This window comes from Paenibacillus sp. J22TS3 (assembly GCF_018403205.1).
Taxonomy (GTDB): domain Bacteria; phylum Bacillota; class Bacilli; order Paenibacillales; family Paenibacillaceae; genus Fontibacillus; species Fontibacillus tuaregi.
Window position 1 is genome coordinate 416,195 of record NZ_BOSF01000002.1, and the last position, 18,080, is coordinate 434,274.

Below are 18,080 nucleotides of genomic sequence, written 5' to 3' on the forward strand. Positions count from 1 at the left end.
AGTGGAGAAATTGTAATCTATATTTATTAGTCTAATTAGACTATAATAGGATGCGAAGGAGTGAATACTAAATGATAAAGTCATTTTTAATGTTGGGCCAGTCTAATATGGCGGGTCGTGGATTTTTGCATGAAGTTGATCCTATCTATAGTGAAAAAATAAAAATGCTGCGCAATGGACAGTGGCAGATGATGACAGAGCCGATTAATTACGACCGTCCGGTTTCTGGTGTAAGCCTGGCGGCGTCTTTTGCCGATGCCTGGTCGAAAGCCAATCCCGATGAAGAAATTGGTTTGATTCCTTGTGCGGAAGGGGGGAGTTCCTTGGATGACTGGCATCCGGAAGGCATCCTTTTTCAGCATGCTTTGTCCGAAGCCCGCTTCGCCCTGCGGTCCAGTCAAATCTGCGGAATCCTCTGGCACCAGGGTGAGAGTGACAGTTATCGTTCGCTGCATGAAACTTATTACGAGAAATTAAGCCTTATTATCGAGACACTGAGAAACGAATTGAATCTTGTTGAGGTGCCGCTCATCATTGGCGGACTTGGTGATTTCCTTGGGAAAAGCGGTTTTGGACAGCACGCGACAGAATATCGACAGGTCAATGAGCAATTGCAGCAGTTCGCTAACGAACAGCAAAATTGTTATTTTGTGACAGCATCGGAATTGACGGCGAATCCTGATGGCATTCATTTAGACGCGGTTTCACAGCGCAAATTCGGCTACCGTTATTTCGAGGCTTTTTCGAAAAAGTGTCATGTCATGGAACCCCTCCCTGGGGAGGAGCAGTCGCTGAATGTGGAGCGCGATTATTCGAAAACAGAACAGATTTACCTTCATAGCCTAGATCTGGCTTCGGGTAAAATCACGTATGCAGAATTCGAGGCGTTGATGGCGAAGGTGATGCAATCTTGATCCCCTTGCTCATCCTTGGTTTGCTCATCCAAAACCCCGGTGCTCACGGCTATGAACTGCTGGCCTTAATGGAAAAACGTCATTACAACTACATTGTAAACTTCACAAAAGGCTCATTTTATTACAATCTGCAGCAGCTTGAAGAAAAAGGTTGGATTGAGCAGATTCAGCAGAATCCTTCAACCAGCGGGCGCGAAACTCGGAACTTTAAAATCACCGGATCGGGAATGGCTAAATTCGAAAAATTAATGGTCAAATACGGTACCAAATCAGAATATGTAAATCTGCAATTTTATGGGGCGCTGCTCTTTGCCGATGAATACGACAAAAGAAAATTGCTGGAACTGATCCAATCGCAAATAGACCAGACTAAAACCCGAATCGCCCTCCTTGATGAATACCTGTCCAGCACACAAGAACTTCCCGGCACAATCGATTACTACCGCCGAATGAACGAAAATTCCCGTTCCCATCACTTGGTTAACTTAGAATGGTTTGAACAATTGAGAGCAGAGGTAGAGGGACATATTGCAAAGTAAAAAGAAGCAAAAATTAAGATTTAGAGGTGCCAAATTGACAATTGAAAGCAGCAGTCCTTGAGCAGAGGAGAGTTTTAACGTAATTGGCAATATTAGATGGCAAAGGTTCATGGCGTGAAACGTCATGGGCCTTTTTCAAATTGTACTTGCCAAGGAGTTGGAACGGGAAACGGCTCGCAAGTGGATTAAGAAATCGTTAAGAACAAGCGGAAACAAATGGGGAGCTGGATCTTGCAGGGAATTTGACATTGAATAAACTAAACCTTAAAATAATATTGTTTCACATGAATAAATATTAATTAAATGTGTCGCTAAACCCCTTTGTGAAAGGTAGTTATATTTATTCAACGGAAACTATAATAAATATCAGAAGGGAGCTGGAGTAGCCTTAGAAATGGGTTCGACTGTTTTTTTAGAGGAAGGGGATGCCCTGGGTATACTCATATTGTTTCTTGTGAAACTAAATTTGGTTATAATGAAGAAAAATGAATCGAGGGGTTTGCGTAATTATGAGTACGAACGAGATCATCAAAGCCACCATCCATGAAAACTTCATTCAATTCCTTCACCAAAAAGAGCAATATGAGTCCCGGCTAGCTGGCGTTTTTCTTGAAAGGCTCCAAAAATTGGTTGAATTAGGAGTCAGCATTAACATGACGGAGCTGCATACCATTGCGTGCATTGGTGAGCAGGAACCGATTAATGTCACTTCCATCGCCGAAAAGATGGATTTGAGCAAGGGGAACACCTCAAAGATAACCACTAAGTTATTGGCGGCGGGTTGGGTGCGCAAGACCCAGCTGAGCGATAACAAAAAAGAAGTATATTTCCGGCTAACGGCAGCCGGGAAAAAGCTTTTTGCTTATCATGATGAGCTCCATAACAAAGAGCAGATGAGGATGTACGAATTTTTGGACAAATACAGCGAATCCGAGCTTGATTTTATTAAGCGATTATTTGGAGATATGGCTGACCTCTATCGTTAAGGGGATGAAGACGCTGATTGATCCATTCATGGCCTGCTGAGACTGGCTTATGCCGCTTATATCCTCATGCACGGGTTTTAGAGAAATGAGGTCATTTTAATGGATTATGATGTGATACTGATTGGTGGTGGACCTGTTGGCATGATGCTGGCAGGAGAGCTGGCATTAGCTGGGGTTAAGGTGTGCATCCTCGAGCGATTAAAAAATACAACGCCGTTCTCGCGGGCGCTTACTGTACATCCAAGGACGCTGGAGATTCTGGATATGCGGGGCATAAAATCGAAACTATTGGAACAAGGACGCCGATTGCCTGCAGGACACTTTGCCTCTCTGGATACACCTTTGAATTTTTCCGTTTTAGATTCTTCCTCTAACTATACGCTTTTTCTGCCCCAAAGCGAAACGGAGAAAGTGCTTGAACAATGGGCACTCGATTTGGGTGTAGAAATACGGAGGGAGACAGAAGCCCTGTCGGTACATCAGGATGGAGAAGGTGTTGATGTGCGGATGTCGGGCCCTCAGGGTGAAGGCACGCTAAGATCCAGATACGTCGTCGGCACGGATGGCGCTAAAAGTTTGGTTCGAAAACAAGCGGACATTCCGTTCGAAGGCCACAATGCGACGTTTATGGCTATTTTGGGAGATGCCTCCCTTCCCGGCCTTCCTCCAATGAGCGTTAAGTCCCGCATGACAGAGCAGGGGATCGTATCGATCCTACCTATTGATGCAACGACTTATCGGATATTAATTCTTGATCCGGAAAGATCGGCTGTATCTAAAGACGAGCCAATTACGATTGAAGAATTGCGTTCCTCGCTTATTCGTACGGCGGGAAGCGACTTTGGTCTTACCGAGGTGAAATGGATGTCCCGTTTCGGGAATGCCACGCGGCAAGCGAGCCGTTTGCGGGAACGGCGATTGTTTCTTGCGGGAGATGCGGCACATATTCATTTTCCTGCGGGAGGGCAGGGGATGAATGTGGGCTTGCAGGAAGCGATGAACCTGGGATGGAAACTCGCCGGAGCGATTAAAGGCTGGGCACCGGAGTGGCTGCTTGACAGCTATCAAGCGGAGCGGCTTCCTTGGAGCACGGGGCTGCTAAAGAATACAGAAGCGCAGTTTACGCTGCTCGACACAAGTCCAGGCGTGATGGAGCTGCGGGCCATTCTGTCCAAACTGCTCCTTGAGCCGGAGGCCAACTATCAGATGGCAGAGCAAGTTTCCGCGATGAATGTGCACTATGCGCCTGATGACTCGGCGCCGCCCCATATTTTAAATGGAAAACGTTCGCCAGAATTAATGCTGCGGCTGAAGAACGGCCGTTTGGCAAGTTCTTATGAGCTGCTTCGGACCGGCCAATTTCTTTTGCTGCAGCTGTCTTCGGGTGTGAATAGCTGTGATGAGTGGGATGGTTATGAGCATCTTCAAGTGATCGAAGCTTCCTTGGCGGCGAAAGCGGCCAATTGGCACGATGTTCACACCGCTTTGATTCGTCCGGACGGTCATATCGCCTGGGCGGTGTCTGTGTCAGAATCGGACCCGGCAGGAAAGATTCGAGATGGTGTTGTTCGTTGGCTCGGGGACTGGAGGAGCTTGAAAGGCGGTTTAGGCCGGGCACAAGCCGGGATAAAATAAATGGAATGGATGACACTGATCAAAGAGCGCAGAAGCATACGCAAATTCAATCCAACTCAGGTCGATCAGGAGTTGGTGTTAGAATTGCTTCGTGCAGCTAGGGAGCTGTATCCAACCGGGAAGACCGCAGATTTCCGGTGCCTGTATGCGGGAACGGCAGACTCCAGGGAACGACTCGCTGGCTGCATGCTTGAGCCACTGGTGAACAATAAACTCGTTAAGTGGCTGCCTGAGAAAGTACGGGATTTTGTTCGCAGAAGAGTTACCGATATTCCGGGCCATCTCGCTATCATTGCCACTACAGATGCGGACAGAAGGAAAAGTGACATGAATTATGCGGCAGTTTGCGGCACTATGCAAAATTTCCAGCTGCTTGCCTGGCAGCGACAGCTTGGTGTGCTGTGGGACACGGAGCCCACGATGCAGAGCAAGGAAGTATTCCATCTGTTGAAAATTAAGCCCAATGAGAGACTCGTAGGTATTTTTCACCTTGGATACTTTGACAAAACTCCCAAAGCCAGAGCGCGAACCCGGGCAGAAAAGAAATGGACCAGCTTGAACGATCAACCTGCTTCCGAAGTTGGCGTGCTGGAATTATTAAATGCGGCTGTGTGGGCTCCTAACGATGGAATGCGGGAGCCCTGGCGGTTTATATTTGTTGGATCTGGAAGGACGGACATGATGTCCGGGCTGCAGGATCAGGCTTCAGCCTATTTGATCCTGGTTGTGAATGAAGATTCTGATCCACATAAAAGGGAGGAAGATTTTGCGGCGGCAAGCTGTCTTATGCAAAATTTCCTTCTGCTCGCACAGGAAAACAAACTTTATGTGCGAATGACGATGAATGACTGGATTTATGACAGAACTGGCACCCGCCGTTTTGGTGTTCAACAAGACGAACGCATTCTCGCCGTGCTGGAAATAGGTGATCCTGAGCAAACTGTAGAGTTTGTGAAGGCAGAGAGCTCACCGGACCTTGCCTTTGAATTGTTGTAAGGTCGTTGTGAAGCGAGGAAGAGCGTGATTACTGTAGACCCAGCCAACTTAAACATGAACGAGCTCTTGGGTTTCCTTCAGGGAAATCCAAGAGCTTGGGTTTCATAATTTTGGAAAAGGGAATATACTAAGTATTAGAAATAATACATTGTTTTGCAGATATGAGCTCGCACTTTTAAAGGAGGATGTCCGTGTTTAAAAATCGTAGGTTCGTAAACGCATTTATGGATTTGACCGATGAATTTTATACGTACATTTTTCTTGTTCTGTTATTCTCGTTTTTGGTTATGAAAGGACCCGCTGCTCTTGTTATTGGCTATGGATTGTTAGCGGTATTGGGGGTTCATTTTTTAGTTAATATGTTTGTCAGCAGAGACCGTAAGGTTACGAGGTAGGTAGTGTGAAAGTATTTCGGTGTTGGAAAAGAGCGCTCTGAATAAAAATCAATATAATGCTTGCTTATTAAGCATGAGTATGATATATTCTTAATTACGGTGATTGATTCAAGTTAGTAACTTGCTTTTGCAAAAATCACCCTTGAATTTCATCTGATACAGATGAAATCATGATATGCGGTCGTGGCGGAATTGGCAGACGCGCACGGTTCAGGTCCGTGTGGGCTAACCCCCGTGGAGGTTCGAGTCCTCTCGACCGCATCAATTTAACAAATAGGCTCGTAGTTGCTTAGGCGATTACGAGCCGTTTTTGTGTAAACAGAAAGTATGAAACTCAGGATGACGATCTGCCCCTGAATGAAAGGAATAGTCGTGCAAAGGCAGCAGGGGGGCACTACGACACGAACACCACGACACGAACACCACAGTGTCAAAGCCATAATTATTTCTTCAAGCACTGATCTCGGTTATGAACGTCTTGAAAGGCTTGTGCTGCACATCAACAGTTTCCGTTCTTATGCATCCTCCGATATTGGGCTGGCGTCATTCCATACACTTTTTTGAAGATAGAATAAAACGTGTTAAGCGACGAAAATCCGTATTTTTGGATGATCGGCTCAATCGGCGAGTCGGAGGCAAGCAATTCCTGACAAATGTAATTTAGGCGCTTCTCCGAGATCTTCTCCGTAATCGACTGATTTGTCTCCGCTTTATACAAACTGCGGAAATAGTTCACGGATAGACCCAAATGGTCGGCCAGCATTTTTGCCGATAAGTTCGAATCGGTTAATTTCTCTTCAATGAACTCGTCCGCCTGCTTGATTAGGGCTGCGTTCTTGGACAGACTGCGGGCAGCCTCAATGTCTTCAAGCGTCTTAGCTATAAGCGCTTCCATCCATGGCACTACGTTTTCCATCGTCTCCTGCTGTATGATCTGATTTTCGATGGAAGTCAGTCCCCATGAGTGGGGCAGCGGCTGACTGGAGTGCTCCTGCATGAGTCGGCGTATGTTCATAAACAAGGTAATCAACGACATTTTACATTCAAAATAGGGCAGTCCACGCAGCTTGACCACGGCTGAGCGTACGATTTCCAGAACCGCATCCGCATTACCCTTGGAAAGAGCCTGAGCGATCTGCCGCTCTTTGTCCACAGGCAAATGATACAGTTCTCCTGGTGCGTCGGCCAGCCATGCTTTCATGATGAGCACTCCGTGCCCGAATCGGAACCGTTCGTGCGTTAGTTCATACGTCTCCATATATACCTCGTGCATGTCGGTCAGGCTGGGCAACGTCCTACCCCAAGCGACGGTCGTGCCGATGGACAAATACTGCTCTATTAACTGCTTAGATACTTGCAGCTTCTTCGTATATTCTTCGGACATTGGAGCCGATAAGACAACCGCCACGTGATCGTTCCCCATGTCCACCGTTTGCAGCTTGTGCTTGGAAAATTGCAGCGACTCTTGGATAATATTAGACATTGCAAATCGGAGTAGACGCCGGTCCTTCTCCGGATAGGCCCCCGTGAATTCCGAGAAGTGGTCGATTCGGAAGATGGCCACCGACAACTGATCTTCCGGCAGAGTGATTCCCCATTCTTGAAATTGAACACATATTTCCTCTACCGTATGGTAGATCCCCCCCAGAAAATCCCGTAAAAAACGCTCCCTACCCAGAATTTTAGTATGCCGCCAGTGCTTGGTTAGTTCATAAATCTGCTTGTGTTGGGCTGTAAATACATTGGATAAGTAGTCAAGTTCATTTGCGCTATATCCTTCGCCGGGCTTTTCAGCTTGATGCTGCCGCATCACTCTGCTAATCAGTTCTTGAATAGGCGAGTACACCCGCTTGGAAACCAGAACGATAACGGTCAATGATGCTATGAACAGCATGAGGAACAAGATCAGGCTTGTGTTGCGAAGAACAGTGATTTTTCCCAAAATGACAGACTTCGGGATAGTTTCGATAAAGGTCCAATCCTGAATCCCTTTAATGGAGGAGCCTGCGTAAACCATCAGCTGCTCTTCCTGATTGCGGGGCTGAAACAACTTCCATCCGCTTTTACTCCTATTCTCTTGGTTCCTGAGCTCCGTTATTTGTTCCTGATTCAAAGGAATGCTGCTAAAAACCTTCTCATCCCGATCATTCAGAACGGTGACCGACCTGTTCTCATAATTCGAATTGTTCTGAAGCAGGGTCATTAAATTATGAGTATCTATATTCAGAACGAAAGCCGAGATGGAACTGCCTTTTTCGTAAAATCTTACGATGCTAATCACTTCTTTGGTCTTAATCCCGACAAGCGGAATGGACAAGGTTCTCGGAATGAGAACGCTGTGATCCGCTGTAGCCGGGTCCTGTAAGCGCTTAATAATGTCCCGGTCGTAAAAATCTTCCACATCACTCAATCCAAGTCTGGAATCTACTACAGTATTTGTGTAATCGTTGATTAGGTATACCGAATCGATAGACGGATTGGCGTTCTTAATGTCGATAAGCCGTCTCCATACCTCATAAGTTTCAAAATCGCTGTATTGATCCGAAAGGGCATTTACCTTGAGGGTACTGTCATCGCTGGAGGAGAAGCTGTATTCCAAAGACCACTCGATCAGTCGCGCTGTGTTCCGGGCACTGTTCACTAGCAAGGATTCGGAATGATCGCCGATCTCTTCCAGAAGCGTCCGGGAAGACTGCCAATAGAGCAGCGCAAAAGATATAGCCAGAACCAGCACGTTTGCACTGACAAAATAAAAAATAAGTTTCATATAAGTAGGGTGCCGCTTCAACGATGTGAAAAGTGGAAGTCTGAACTTCATTGCTCGAATCCCCCGTTATAACTCCCGATTCTTATCATTGTTAGATTATTAATTATAGCATAACGAGCATTCCCGTCTGGAGAATCGGTTATTTTCGGGGGGAGTGTTGTTTTTGGGAAGTTCGGTAATCCGCGCTTGCAGGAAAAATTGGAGCTTGCCGGAATTGGCGTTGCGGTGAGAGCTCGGTAAGGTAAGGCTATAAGAGGCTGTTCAAAAAGTCATCTTTCCATGCCGAAGAAGATCAGGAAGTGGATCGGGCGTCGAATTTTGAATTCAACCTTCTCGGTCCTGAAACCCAGACTTTTTGAACTCGCACTTTAAATAACGGGACACAGGTGCGATTGCCTGTTTCGATGAAAGGGGGAAGTAAAACTATGCAATATCAACTTAATGCAAGGAAACGGTCCAAGCTGAAGCATATTGTTCGTAATCCTTTTCTCTATGCTATGGCCGTGCCGGGGTTGCTGTTCTTTCTCGTGTTCAGTTATTTTCCCATATACGGGATTATGATTGCCTTCAAAGACTATAATTTTGCCAAAGGAATTACGGGAAGCGAATGGGTTGGTTTTAAAAATTTCACCTATTTTTTTACTTCGGATGACTTTTGGGTCATACTGCGCAACACGCTGATGCTGAACATGCTGTTCATTTTGTTTACGACGGCGGCTGCGGTATTAATCGCGCTAATGTTCAATGAAATTCGCAATAAGTACTTCAAACGAATTTCGCAGTCTTTCATTTTTCTTCCTTATTTTATGTCCTGGATTGTGGTAGGAATGATTGTCCAGTCCTTGTTCGGCGGGGAAGAACCGATGATCAATACTTGGCTGCAATATTTCGGCTTGGAACCGGTCAACTGGATGTTTGAGTCGAAGCTGTGGCCGTTCATCCTGACGGTTATCCGTGTGTGGCAAGGAGCCGGTTATCTTTCGATTATTTTTCTGGCTGCGATTACCGGCATATCGGAGGATTTGTATGAGGCCGCCCGGATTGACGGGGCATCTAAGCTGCAGATTGTGGTGCGCATTACGCTGCCGCTGCTCGTTCCTACTGTTATGATCATGACTTTGCTGGCCGTAGGCAAGATTTTCAACGGGGACTTTGCCATGATCTATGCGATCATTGGAGACAATTCCTTGCTGTATCCGACTACCGACGTCATCGACACCTTCGTATTCCGCTCCATGAGACAGCTGCATGACTTCGGCATGTCTTCGGCGGTTGGCCTGTTCCAGTCGGTTATGGGTCTGATCTTCGTCATTGCCGCCAACTGGATAACCCGAAGGGTGTCTAAAGAATCCGCTTTATTCTAAGGAGGTAACGATGAGACTGAAACAGAGTGCTGCGGATTGGACTTTTACGGTATTTGCCTATACGTTCATTTTGTTGTTCACCTTATTTTGTCTGTTTCCTTTTCTGCTGATGATTATCGGATCATTTACGGACGAGGGGGAGCTGATCGCGCACGGGTATACTTTATTTCCGCAAAAATTATCGCTGGACGCGTATAAAGCGGTTTTGAAATCGGATGTGCTGCTGAACGGGTATGCGGTCACGATCTTCATCACTACAGTAGGCGCATTAAGCGCGCTGTGCATTTCCGCAATGCTCGCCTATTCTCTGGCCAACAAGCGGAATGTCCTGCAAACGCCTTTTTTGATTTTTTGCTATTTGCCTATGCTTTTTTCTGGCGGCATCATTCCGTTTTATATTGTGGTCAGTCAGTGGCTGCATTTGCAGAATACCGTCTGGGTGCTAATTCTAACCTTATTATGCCAGCCGTTCCTCGTCTTTTTGCTTGTCAGTTTCTTCCGTACAATTCCCGAGGAGTTGGAGGAAGCCGCAAGAATGGACGGAGCGAATGAAATGAGAATTTTCTTTCAAATTATGATACCGATCTCGAAGCCGATTCTGGCTTCCGTCGGTCTCTTTTATGCCCTAAACTACTGGAATGACTGGTTTATGGGATTGATGTTCGTGGATAATGAGAAGCTGTTCCCGCTGCAGCTGATTCTGCGCCGGATGGTATCCAATATGGAGGCCGCCAGAAATCTCATTCCCGCCTCGGCAGCCATTGCCGTGACACCACCAACCTATGGCGTGCGGATGGCGACAACCGTGCTGACGATCGGCCCGATTGTCTTGCTGTATCCCTTGCTTCAGAAGTATTTTGTCAAAGGTCTAACGGTAGGAGCTGTCAAAGGGTAATTGAGGATTTCCGGCATTAACTGGATCAGCCCGGTTAATCATAGAAACTTTTTTTCTTCATTATACAGAGGGAGGTTAACAAAATGGGATTGAAAAAATGGTTTGGCGCGGTGACGAGCACAGTATTGGCTTTGTCATTGATGCTGGCGGGCTGCGGAGGCCAAGCGGTGACTGGCGGCAATGAAGGAAATGCTCCAACGAATACGGAAAGCGGCACATCCGCACCGAAGGAAACGGTGACGCTGAAAGCATATTTTCCGGGGGATAAGCCGGTGGGCTTTGACAATGTGCTGCAGGCGGTCAACGACAAATTGAAAGCGGACAACGTCGGAGCGGCCTTGAATATCAATTTCTTGCCGTGGTCCGATTACGGGAATACGGTATCTGTGAAGATGTCTGCCGGGGAAGATTTCGATATGTATTTGGATGCCCCTTGGTTGTCCATGAATCAGATGATCGCCAGCAACTCTTTGCTGGAACTGGATGCCAAGGTGGCCGAGCGCCCAGAACTCAAAGCGTCCATTCCCGATGAAATGTGGAATTATAACAAATTCGACGGCAAGATTATGGGCATTCCGCTCGGCACCACTCAAGGCCCGGTATACGGGGTGATTATCCGCAAAGATTTACGCGAGAAATATGGACTTCCCGAGTTGAAAACGCTCGAAGATCTGGAGAAATTTTTGTATATGGTCAAGGAAAACGAGAAGGATATCAGGCCCTTCGTCATTAATGGCATCAAAGCCGATAAACTTCCGTTTATCCTGAGCGAATCCGCTAATCTGGCGCTCGATGAAGTGCTGGAAATCGGCGTCAGTATGTTCGCCTATTCAACCAAAGACAAGAAAGTAATCGGTCAATGGGCAAGCCCGATGATTGCCGATGGTTATGAACGCGTCACCAAATACTACAAGGATGGTTTAATTTCCAAAAATATTGCGCAGGAGCAAAATGCGGAAACCTTATTCAAACAGGGCAAATTTGCGGCAACCTATTATGCGGCTGACGGTGTGGAGGGATTGAAATATTCGGATATGCTGAAGGATGGCAGCGACAAGCTTGAGGTTTTCGTTCCAAACGGTGATAAGGCCAAGCCGTATACTGCTTTCCAGCAATGGAATTTCCTTTGCATTCCGGCTTCATCCAAGCACAGCGATTTGGCTCTGGACGTAGTCAACTGGTTGTCCATTAAGGAAAACCACGATTTGATGGAATACGGTATTCAAGGGAAGGATTGGGAGCCTCTCGGCGATAAGAGCTATAAGGTGCTGTCCAACTATTCGTTCCCGGGCTTTGTGCTGACTTGGCGGCCAAAGCTGAACCGCACGCCGGATACGATGATGCCGGATGACAAGAAATGGTTCGACTTCTCCGCCGACCCGGCTAATTTTACGCTTAGTCCGACGTCAGGCTTCAGCTTTAACGCTGAAAAGGTGAAGACGGAATATGCCAAAATTACGCCGCTTCACGATTCACTCTTCCTGCCGCTTAGTCAAGGCTTGCTACCTGCGGGTGAAGGCAAGGCGAAGCTGGAGGAAAAAATGGCAGGCCTCGGCGGACAAAAAGTGATCGATGAAATTCAAGCGCAAATCGACGCCGTTACATCCGGTAAATAACAATCATTGAAAGACGGAAAGAGGTATCTCACATGAACGTAAAACGCTGCACGCAAAATCCTGTTATACGGACCCAGGACGTTGCACCCTCCCGCCCCAACTTTCGAGTGCTTGGAGCGTTTAATGCAGGCGTCGCGCAAGTACGGGATGAAATTATTTTGTTGCTGCGCGTTTCGGAAGCGCCGGTATCGGACCGGGGGGACGAAGTGCTCGTCCCCCGGCTTAACGAAGCAGGCACCGATGTACTTATAGAGCGCTACGACAAGGCCGATCCGAGCTATGATTTCTCCGACTCGCGCTTCGTTGCAAGGGACGGACGAACGGTCATGCTCACATCCTTATCCCATCTGCGGGTGGCGCGAAGTAAGGATGGCGTTCATTTCGACATCGAGCCTCAGCCGGCCTTATTTCCGGAACACGCTTTGGAAGCGTGGGGGATTGAAGATCCGCGCGTGACCCAAATCGGGGACATGTATTATGTCACTTACAGCTCCGCCTCCGCTCGCGGCGTTGGCGTTGGCCTGGCGGAGACCCGGGATTTTCGAACATTCAAGCGTCACGGGCTTATACTCGCTCCCGAAAATAAGGACGTCATGATATTCCCGGAGAAAATTAACGGCAAATACTACGCATTGCACCGTCCGGTGCCGAAATCGTTCGGTTCTCCCGAGATATGGATCGCCGAATCGCCCGATCTTGACCATTGGGGGAACCATCGCTTCCTGATGGGGCTAAGCGAACAAGGCTGGGATTCGGCTCGAATGGGCGGCGGCGCGGTTCCGATTCGAACCGATCGCGGCTGGCTTGCGCTGTACCACGGCGCGGACAGCAAGCATCGCTATTGTATGGGGGCGGTGCTGCTCGACTTGAACAATCCGGCCAAGGTAATAGCAAGATCCCGTGTACCCGTATTAGAGCCGGAAACCGCCTATGAGGTGAATGGATTTTTCGGCGGGGTCGTGTTTTCGTGCGGAGCCATTTTACTAGATCAAACGATCCGCATGTATTATGGTGCCGCGGACGAAGTGATGGCTGTCGTGGACATCCCCTTGGAGGATATATATAATACATTCTTTTGAAAGATGGGGGGCAGTATTTGCTGCCTTCTTCAACTCATTTAATTGAAAGCGTTATCGATCGAAACGCCCCACTGATAACTAGTTCAAATATTTCGGAGACAACAGCGGCCTTAAAGAACACTCGGCATCGCAGCGCCCCGAAATAGGGTAACTTTCATAAGTTCATTTTATATAGCAAAAGGAGGAGCTGAGAATGGCTAACCCAAGGCAAAGGTTTGTAAAAAGGTGGATTTGTCTTGTTATTGTTTGTTCAATGATGTCTTCCCTATTTTTAAACTCACTCGTATCGGCGAGCACTTTCGAGGAGACAAATGCTTCTCAAGAGATCGCTGATATGAAAATGATGAAAAAGCGTATGGTTGATTTTTACATCTCCAAAGATATCATAAATGACGGAACAAACGGTCGGGTCGAATGGACCTTCAAATCACAGGCAGGTACTTATTTATCCAATCAAAACCCGGATGGAAGCTGGGGGGATGTCGATTACGCGAGTACAACTTCCGCCGCTAATGGGAGAGGTTGGTCGCCCTACCTTGCCTTAGACCGGATGCAGTCGATGGCGCAGGCGTTTGCCGACCCCAATGATCCAAATTATCATAGTAAAACGCTGTTAGTTGGTATTCAAAAGGCGCTGGATTATTGGTTCAAGGTAAAGCCGACTTCAACTAACTGGTGGGAGACCGGAATCGGCAAACAATTAAGGTTGGGAAAAATTGCGTTTCTATGTGAAGGCTATTTAACGACAACGCAAGTCTCCAATATAATAGGCACGTTAGACAGCAGCCCTCACACGATCGATGGAGCCAATTCGTCCTGGTACAATCAAAATTATATGTACCGCGGCTTATTGCTGGAAGATGCCCGGATCGTCCGGAACGCCGTGAATGCGTTTAACGTACTGTCGAATGTGGCGACGACGGTGACGGGAATCCAGTCGGACATGTCTTTTTTCATGCATGGTAAAACGAATTATACGACCGGCTATGGAAGAAGTTTTGCCAGAGATATGTCATTCTGGGCCTACATTACCTCGGGCACCGCGTTCTCGTTCAGTGAGGCGGCGATTGATTCGTTATCGTCCTACTTGTTGGATGGTACCCGGTATCTCGTGAAAGGCGATGTTGCCGATTTGGGTATGGGGATGAATGGACCAGATTGGCCGGGTTATACGAGCGCAGCTCTGACTTTCTATGAAGATCCGATGCAATGGATGCAGACGGCCAATCCGAAGCGGGCTGCGGAGTTTGCCAGTTTCCTTGACAATATTCGCAGGATCGGCACGAATACGAGCAACGGACTGGACAAGAGCAATATGACACAATGGCAGACGCTTGTCTCCTCCCATATGCGAGATGACTACGGAATTACGGTCAAGATGTCTTCCAGCACGGTCAAAGGCGGCGAATGGAGAACGATTAATCCCAGCGGATATAACCTGTTATACTGGACGCCGCAAGGAGCCACCGCCATTCAGAGAACCGGCGACGAGTACAGACCCGTGTACCCGTTGATGGACTGGGCCCATGTTCCCGGTACGACGGCCCCTTACGCACTCACGAAAGACGGGAATTTCAACAATCCCAAAACGTTTGTAGGCGGAGTGACAAACGAGCGTTATGGAGCCACCGCATTTGATTTTAACAAGTTGAATACAAGTGGAAAGAAGGGCTACTTCTTTTTCGATGAAGAAATGGTGGCGCTTGGTGCAGGAATCACTTCGACAAATACCGCGCCGATCCACACGACATTGAATCAAAGTCAGGCGACAGGCGAAGTTCTCGTAGACGGCAGTCCGATAGCAGACGGGACGATGCAAACGGGCGGACGCTGGGCTTATAACGATCATATCGGTTATATATTCCCGAATCCGACGGATTTTCAAGTAAAACAGGAGACGAAAACCGGAAAATGGAGCGATGTCATCTCGGGAAGTTCAACGGAGGCGATGACCAAGCCGATTTTTTCGATTTGGCTCGATCATGGCGTGAAACCCACAAACGCTTCCTATCAATACATCGTACTGCCAAACAAAACCTCCGAAGAGGTCGGCAGTTACGCGAGTGATAACCCGATAAGTATTCTTGCGAATACATCGTCCGTTCAGGCTGTCCGGCATAAGTCTCTGGGGATAGCGGAATTGCTGTTTTATCAACCCGGATCGGTATCGGTGAGAGACGGTTTGATTGTCACAGTGGATCAACCCGCCATGGTTATCGTTGACGAATCTTCAGCACCTGTCCGTATTTCGGTCGCCAATCCCGAAACACCGGGGATTACAGTGAACGTGACGCTGGATCGAGACGGAGAAACATCCACGACAAGCTATACGCTCGGCAAGGATACGTTCACAGGCCGAAGCGTGACTTTGAATGAGGGAGCCTCCATCGACGACAGCGGATTCGATCTTGCTTACGATAAAGGTGCGACCGCTTCATCCAGCAAAGGCAACCTATTTGCCTCGAAGGCTGCGGATCTTTACAGAACTTCGTACTGGAGTTCAAATGATTCGAATCATGAATGGATTTATGTTGATTTGCAAAATCAATTTTTGATTAATAAAGTTAGGTTAAATTGGGAGAAGGCATACGGGAAGAGTTATAAAATTCAAGTATCGAACGACGCCGTCACCTGGAGCGATGTTTACTCAACGACGACGGGTAAAGGCGGAATCGAAGATATCTCATTCAGTCCGGTCAGTACCAGGTATGTTCGTATGGAAGGGGTTGAGCAGGGTACCGGAAACGGCTACTCGCTTTATGAATTTAATGTATATGAGGCAGTACCACCCAATCTTGCCGAAGGCAAGCCGGTAGCGGCAAGCTCGTCCAGAGCCGCGAACGTAGGAACCGGCTATGCAGTCGATGGCTCACTTAGCACCCGTTGGGGATCTAACTATTCCGATCCGCAGTGGATCTATGTCGACCTTGGCACTAGCCAATCCATCCAGGAGGTCGCTCTACATTGGGAAGACGCGTATGGCGAAGCTTACCAAATTCAGGTTTCCGACGACGCGACGAATTGGACTACAGTTTACAGTACCACAACCGGAGACGGCGGAATCGATAGAATCTCCTTCGAACCCGTGAATGCAAGATACGTTCGGATGTATGGTACGAAAAGAGGAACCAAATACGGCTACTCGCTCTGGGAATTTAAAGTGTATTCGGCTCTTGCTACTGCTCCTAACTTGGAAATCTCTTAATAGTTGGATAGAATGTCGTTCCGTAAGTAAAAAAGCCACCGCTGCCCAAGAGTATGGGCATGTGGTGGCAAGGCTCTTACGCCTGCGTTGTTATAGATTATTTTTCTGTCCTGTATTCTGTCAAGATTTCGACTATCAATCTCTTCCCGGAAACCGGATAATTCTTCTAATGTTTATGATGCTCTCCAACTCAAATCCTTAGATCACTTGTTGAGTCCGTATAGTTGACCGCATGCTGCATTAATGTCCGTTCCGAATTGAGCCCGTACGGTGACTTTGATGCCCTTTGTTTTTAAAATACGGACAAACCTTTGAACCCGCTCTTTGTCCGATTGTCGGAAGCTCTCAGGCGTTACGTCGGTTGAATTGTAGGGGATCAAATTGACGTGATATAAATGCTCCCAAGGTCCTCTGTCCTTTAACAAAGCAGCAATGGCTTCCGCATGTTCATTTGAATCGTTTTGTCCGCGAAGTAAGATATACGCAATATATACCTTTCTACCTGTATCCCGAATGTGCTGATCCAGCTTGTCCAACACCTCATTCAGCGGAAATCGGTGGTTAATGGGCATGAGCTCGCTCCGCTGTTCGTCAAACGGAGAGTGCAGCGAAAAGGTCAGGTTCACCTGTGGAAATTCCCTTGTCAGACGATCGATCCCCGGCAGGATTCCGATGGTAGAGACTGTAATTCTTCGATGCCCCAAACCAAAGGTTCGTGAATCGGTTAGAATCCTAAGCGTGTCAAAGATATTAGGATTAGCAAGCGCCTCTCCCATCCCCATAAACGAGACACTGTCCAAGGCTTGACCATTGAAATGAAAGTACAGCAATTGGTCGGTAATTTCGTCAGCAGTCAGATTTCGTTTCAGCCCGATTGTACCGGTAGCACAGAAACGGCAGCCATATCCGCATCCGCACTGACTGGAAATGCAGTACGATTTCCAGCCCCGCTCATAGCTTAGCTGAACGGCTTCTATGCGTTCACCGCCCTCAATGGCAAAAAGTACTTTATTCACTTGTTTTGACGTCTTTTGCATGACAGGGGTTAAGTTCAAAACGTGTTCGCCAAGGTTCTTAATTAACTCGTTTCTGATCCCCTTAGGCAGTATGGTCATTCGGTCATATTCACCAATTCTATGTTTGAAGATCGCATCCGCAATTTGTTGGTACCGATATGCGGGTTGTTTCAATTTCGTTAATATGCGTTGAATCATTTCGTATTTTGAAGTTGATTTCATGTTTTTTTCTCCTCTTAAGCCGGAGAAAATGCCTAAGCACCATCGTCGGTGCTTACCATACACATTAACCAACCCTATTAAAATCCACGAAGCTTGTAGCTGGAATCGCTACGTGCATCTATCAATAGATGGATAATGCTCCGGCATCCGTTTAGTTTGATTGTGAACCGTACCCACGAGCAATGAACGGTTCACATGAACATCTACAACTTCAATCATCTATTTCGACCTCCTAAGATAAAAAATCATAGAGTGCATTGAAATTCCGCGATAACAATAACTTCCCAAAAAAATAAAGAGCTGCAAGAAAGTTACCTTTCTTGCAGCTCAAATGAACTAGAATCTATTCACATAATGAAATAGATAAAAATGATTTGAGTGAAGAGAATAAGTAACTTTCTTGCTTAACAAAGAATAAAACAATCGTTGTTTTATCATTCGTAAATAGCAA

13 protein-coding genes and 1 tRNA gene are annotated in these 18,080 nt (G+C 47.1%); 12 read left to right on the forward strand and 2 right to left on the reverse strand.

Annotation, left to right across the window (positions count from 1 at the left end):
- Positions 1 to 71 precede the first annotated feature (71 nt).
- The 7 genes from KJS63_RS07815 (at position 72) to KJS63_RS07845 (ending at position 5,726) form a co-directional block, all read left to right on the forward strand.
- Positions 72 to 914: a sialate O-acetylesterase gene (locus KJS63_RS07815; protein ID WP_213618629.1), complete on the forward strand. Its 843-nt coding sequence runs from the start codon at positions 72 to 74 to the stop codon at positions 912 to 914.
- The gene (locus KJS63_RS07820; RefSeq protein WP_213618630.1) at positions 911 to 1,453 is read left to right on the forward strand and encodes a PadR family transcriptional regulator; all 543 of its coding nucleotides are present in this window, start codon (positions 911 to 913) and stop codon (positions 1,451 to 1,453) included. Before KJS63_RS07815 ends, KJS63_RS07820 begins: the two co-directional genes overlap by 4 nt.
- 509 nt (positions 1,454 to 1,962) lie before the next feature.
- Positions 1,963 to 2,439, forward strand: coding sequence for a MarR family transcriptional regulator (locus tag KJS63_RS07825; RefSeq protein WP_213618631.1), 477 nt, complete (start codon positions 1,963 to 1,965; stop codon positions 2,437 to 2,439).
- A 99-nt stretch (positions 2,440 to 2,538) separates the two neighbouring features.
- Complete coding sequence (locus tag KJS63_RS07830) at positions 2,539 to 4,074, forward strand: monooxygenase (protein ID WP_213618632.1); 1,536 nt, start codon at positions 2,539 to 2,541, stop codon at positions 4,072 to 4,074.
- Positions 4,075 to 5,070, forward strand: a complete 996-nt coding sequence (locus tag KJS63_RS07835; protein ID WP_213618633.1) for a nitroreductase family protein — start codon at positions 4,075 to 4,077, stop codon at positions 5,068 to 5,070.
- Between the two features lie 191 nt (positions 5,071 to 5,261).
- Positions 5,262 to 5,465, forward strand: coding sequence for a hypothetical protein (locus KJS63_RS07840; protein WP_213618634.1), 204 nt, complete (start codon positions 5,262 to 5,264; stop codon positions 5,463 to 5,465).
- A 177-nt stretch (positions 5,466 to 5,642) separates the two neighbouring features.
- A tRNA-Leu gene (locus KJS63_RS07845) sits at positions 5,643 to 5,726 on the forward strand.
- 238 nt (positions 5,727 to 5,964) lie between these two features.
- Here KJS63_RS07845 and KJS63_RS07850 read toward each other — a convergent pair.
- Entirely contained in the window at positions 5,965 to 8,283 is a 2,319-nt protein-coding gene (locus tag KJS63_RS07850) for a helix-turn-helix transcriptional regulator (RefSeq protein ID WP_213618635.1), read from the reverse strand.
- A 374-nt stretch (positions 8,284 to 8,657) separates the two neighbouring features.
- Here KJS63_RS07850 and KJS63_RS07855 point away from each other — a divergent pair, with 374 nt between their 5' ends.
- The 5 genes from KJS63_RS07855 (at position 8,658) to KJS63_RS07875 (ending at position 16,391) form a co-directional block, all read left to right on the forward strand.
- A complete protein-coding gene (locus tag KJS63_RS07855; RefSeq protein WP_244862529.1) occupies positions 8,658 to 9,596 on the forward strand; it encodes an ABC transporter permease in 939 nt (312 codons plus the stop codon).
- A 10-nt stretch (positions 9,597 to 9,606) separates the two neighbouring features.
- Entirely contained in the window at positions 9,607 to 10,491 is an 885-nt protein-coding gene (locus KJS63_RS07860; protein WP_213618636.1) for a carbohydrate ABC transporter permease, read from the forward strand.
- An 83-nt stretch (positions 10,492 to 10,574) separates the two neighbouring features.
- The gene (locus tag KJS63_RS07865) at positions 10,575 to 12,107 is read left to right on the forward strand and encodes an extracellular solute-binding protein (RefSeq protein WP_213618637.1); all 1,533 of its coding nucleotides are present in this window, start codon (positions 10,575 to 10,577) and stop codon (positions 12,105 to 12,107) included.
- A 32-nt stretch (positions 12,108 to 12,139) separates the two neighbouring features.
- Positions 12,140 to 13,186, forward strand: coding sequence for a glycoside hydrolase family 130 protein (locus tag KJS63_RS07870; protein WP_213618638.1), 1,047 nt, complete (start codon positions 12,140 to 12,142; stop codon positions 13,184 to 13,186).
- Positions 13,187 to 13,520: 334 nt separating this feature from the next.
- On the forward strand, positions 13,521 to 16,391 hold the full coding sequence (locus KJS63_RS07875) for a polysaccharide lyase family 8 super-sandwich domain-containing protein (protein ID WP_213618639.1): 2,871 nt from the start codon (positions 13,521 to 13,523) through the stop codon (positions 16,389 to 16,391).
- A gap of 203 nt (positions 16,392 to 16,594) precedes the next feature.
- On the opposite strand, the gene KJS63_RS07880 is transcribed toward KJS63_RS07875, so the two are convergent.
- Positions 16,595 to 17,629: a Cfr family 23S rRNA (adenine(2503)-C(8))-methyltransferase gene (locus tag KJS63_RS07880; RefSeq protein ID WP_213618640.1), complete on the reverse strand. Its 1,035-nt coding sequence runs from the start codon at positions 17,627 to 17,629 to the stop codon at positions 16,595 to 16,597.
- Positions 17,630 to 18,080 lie beyond the last annotated feature (451 nt).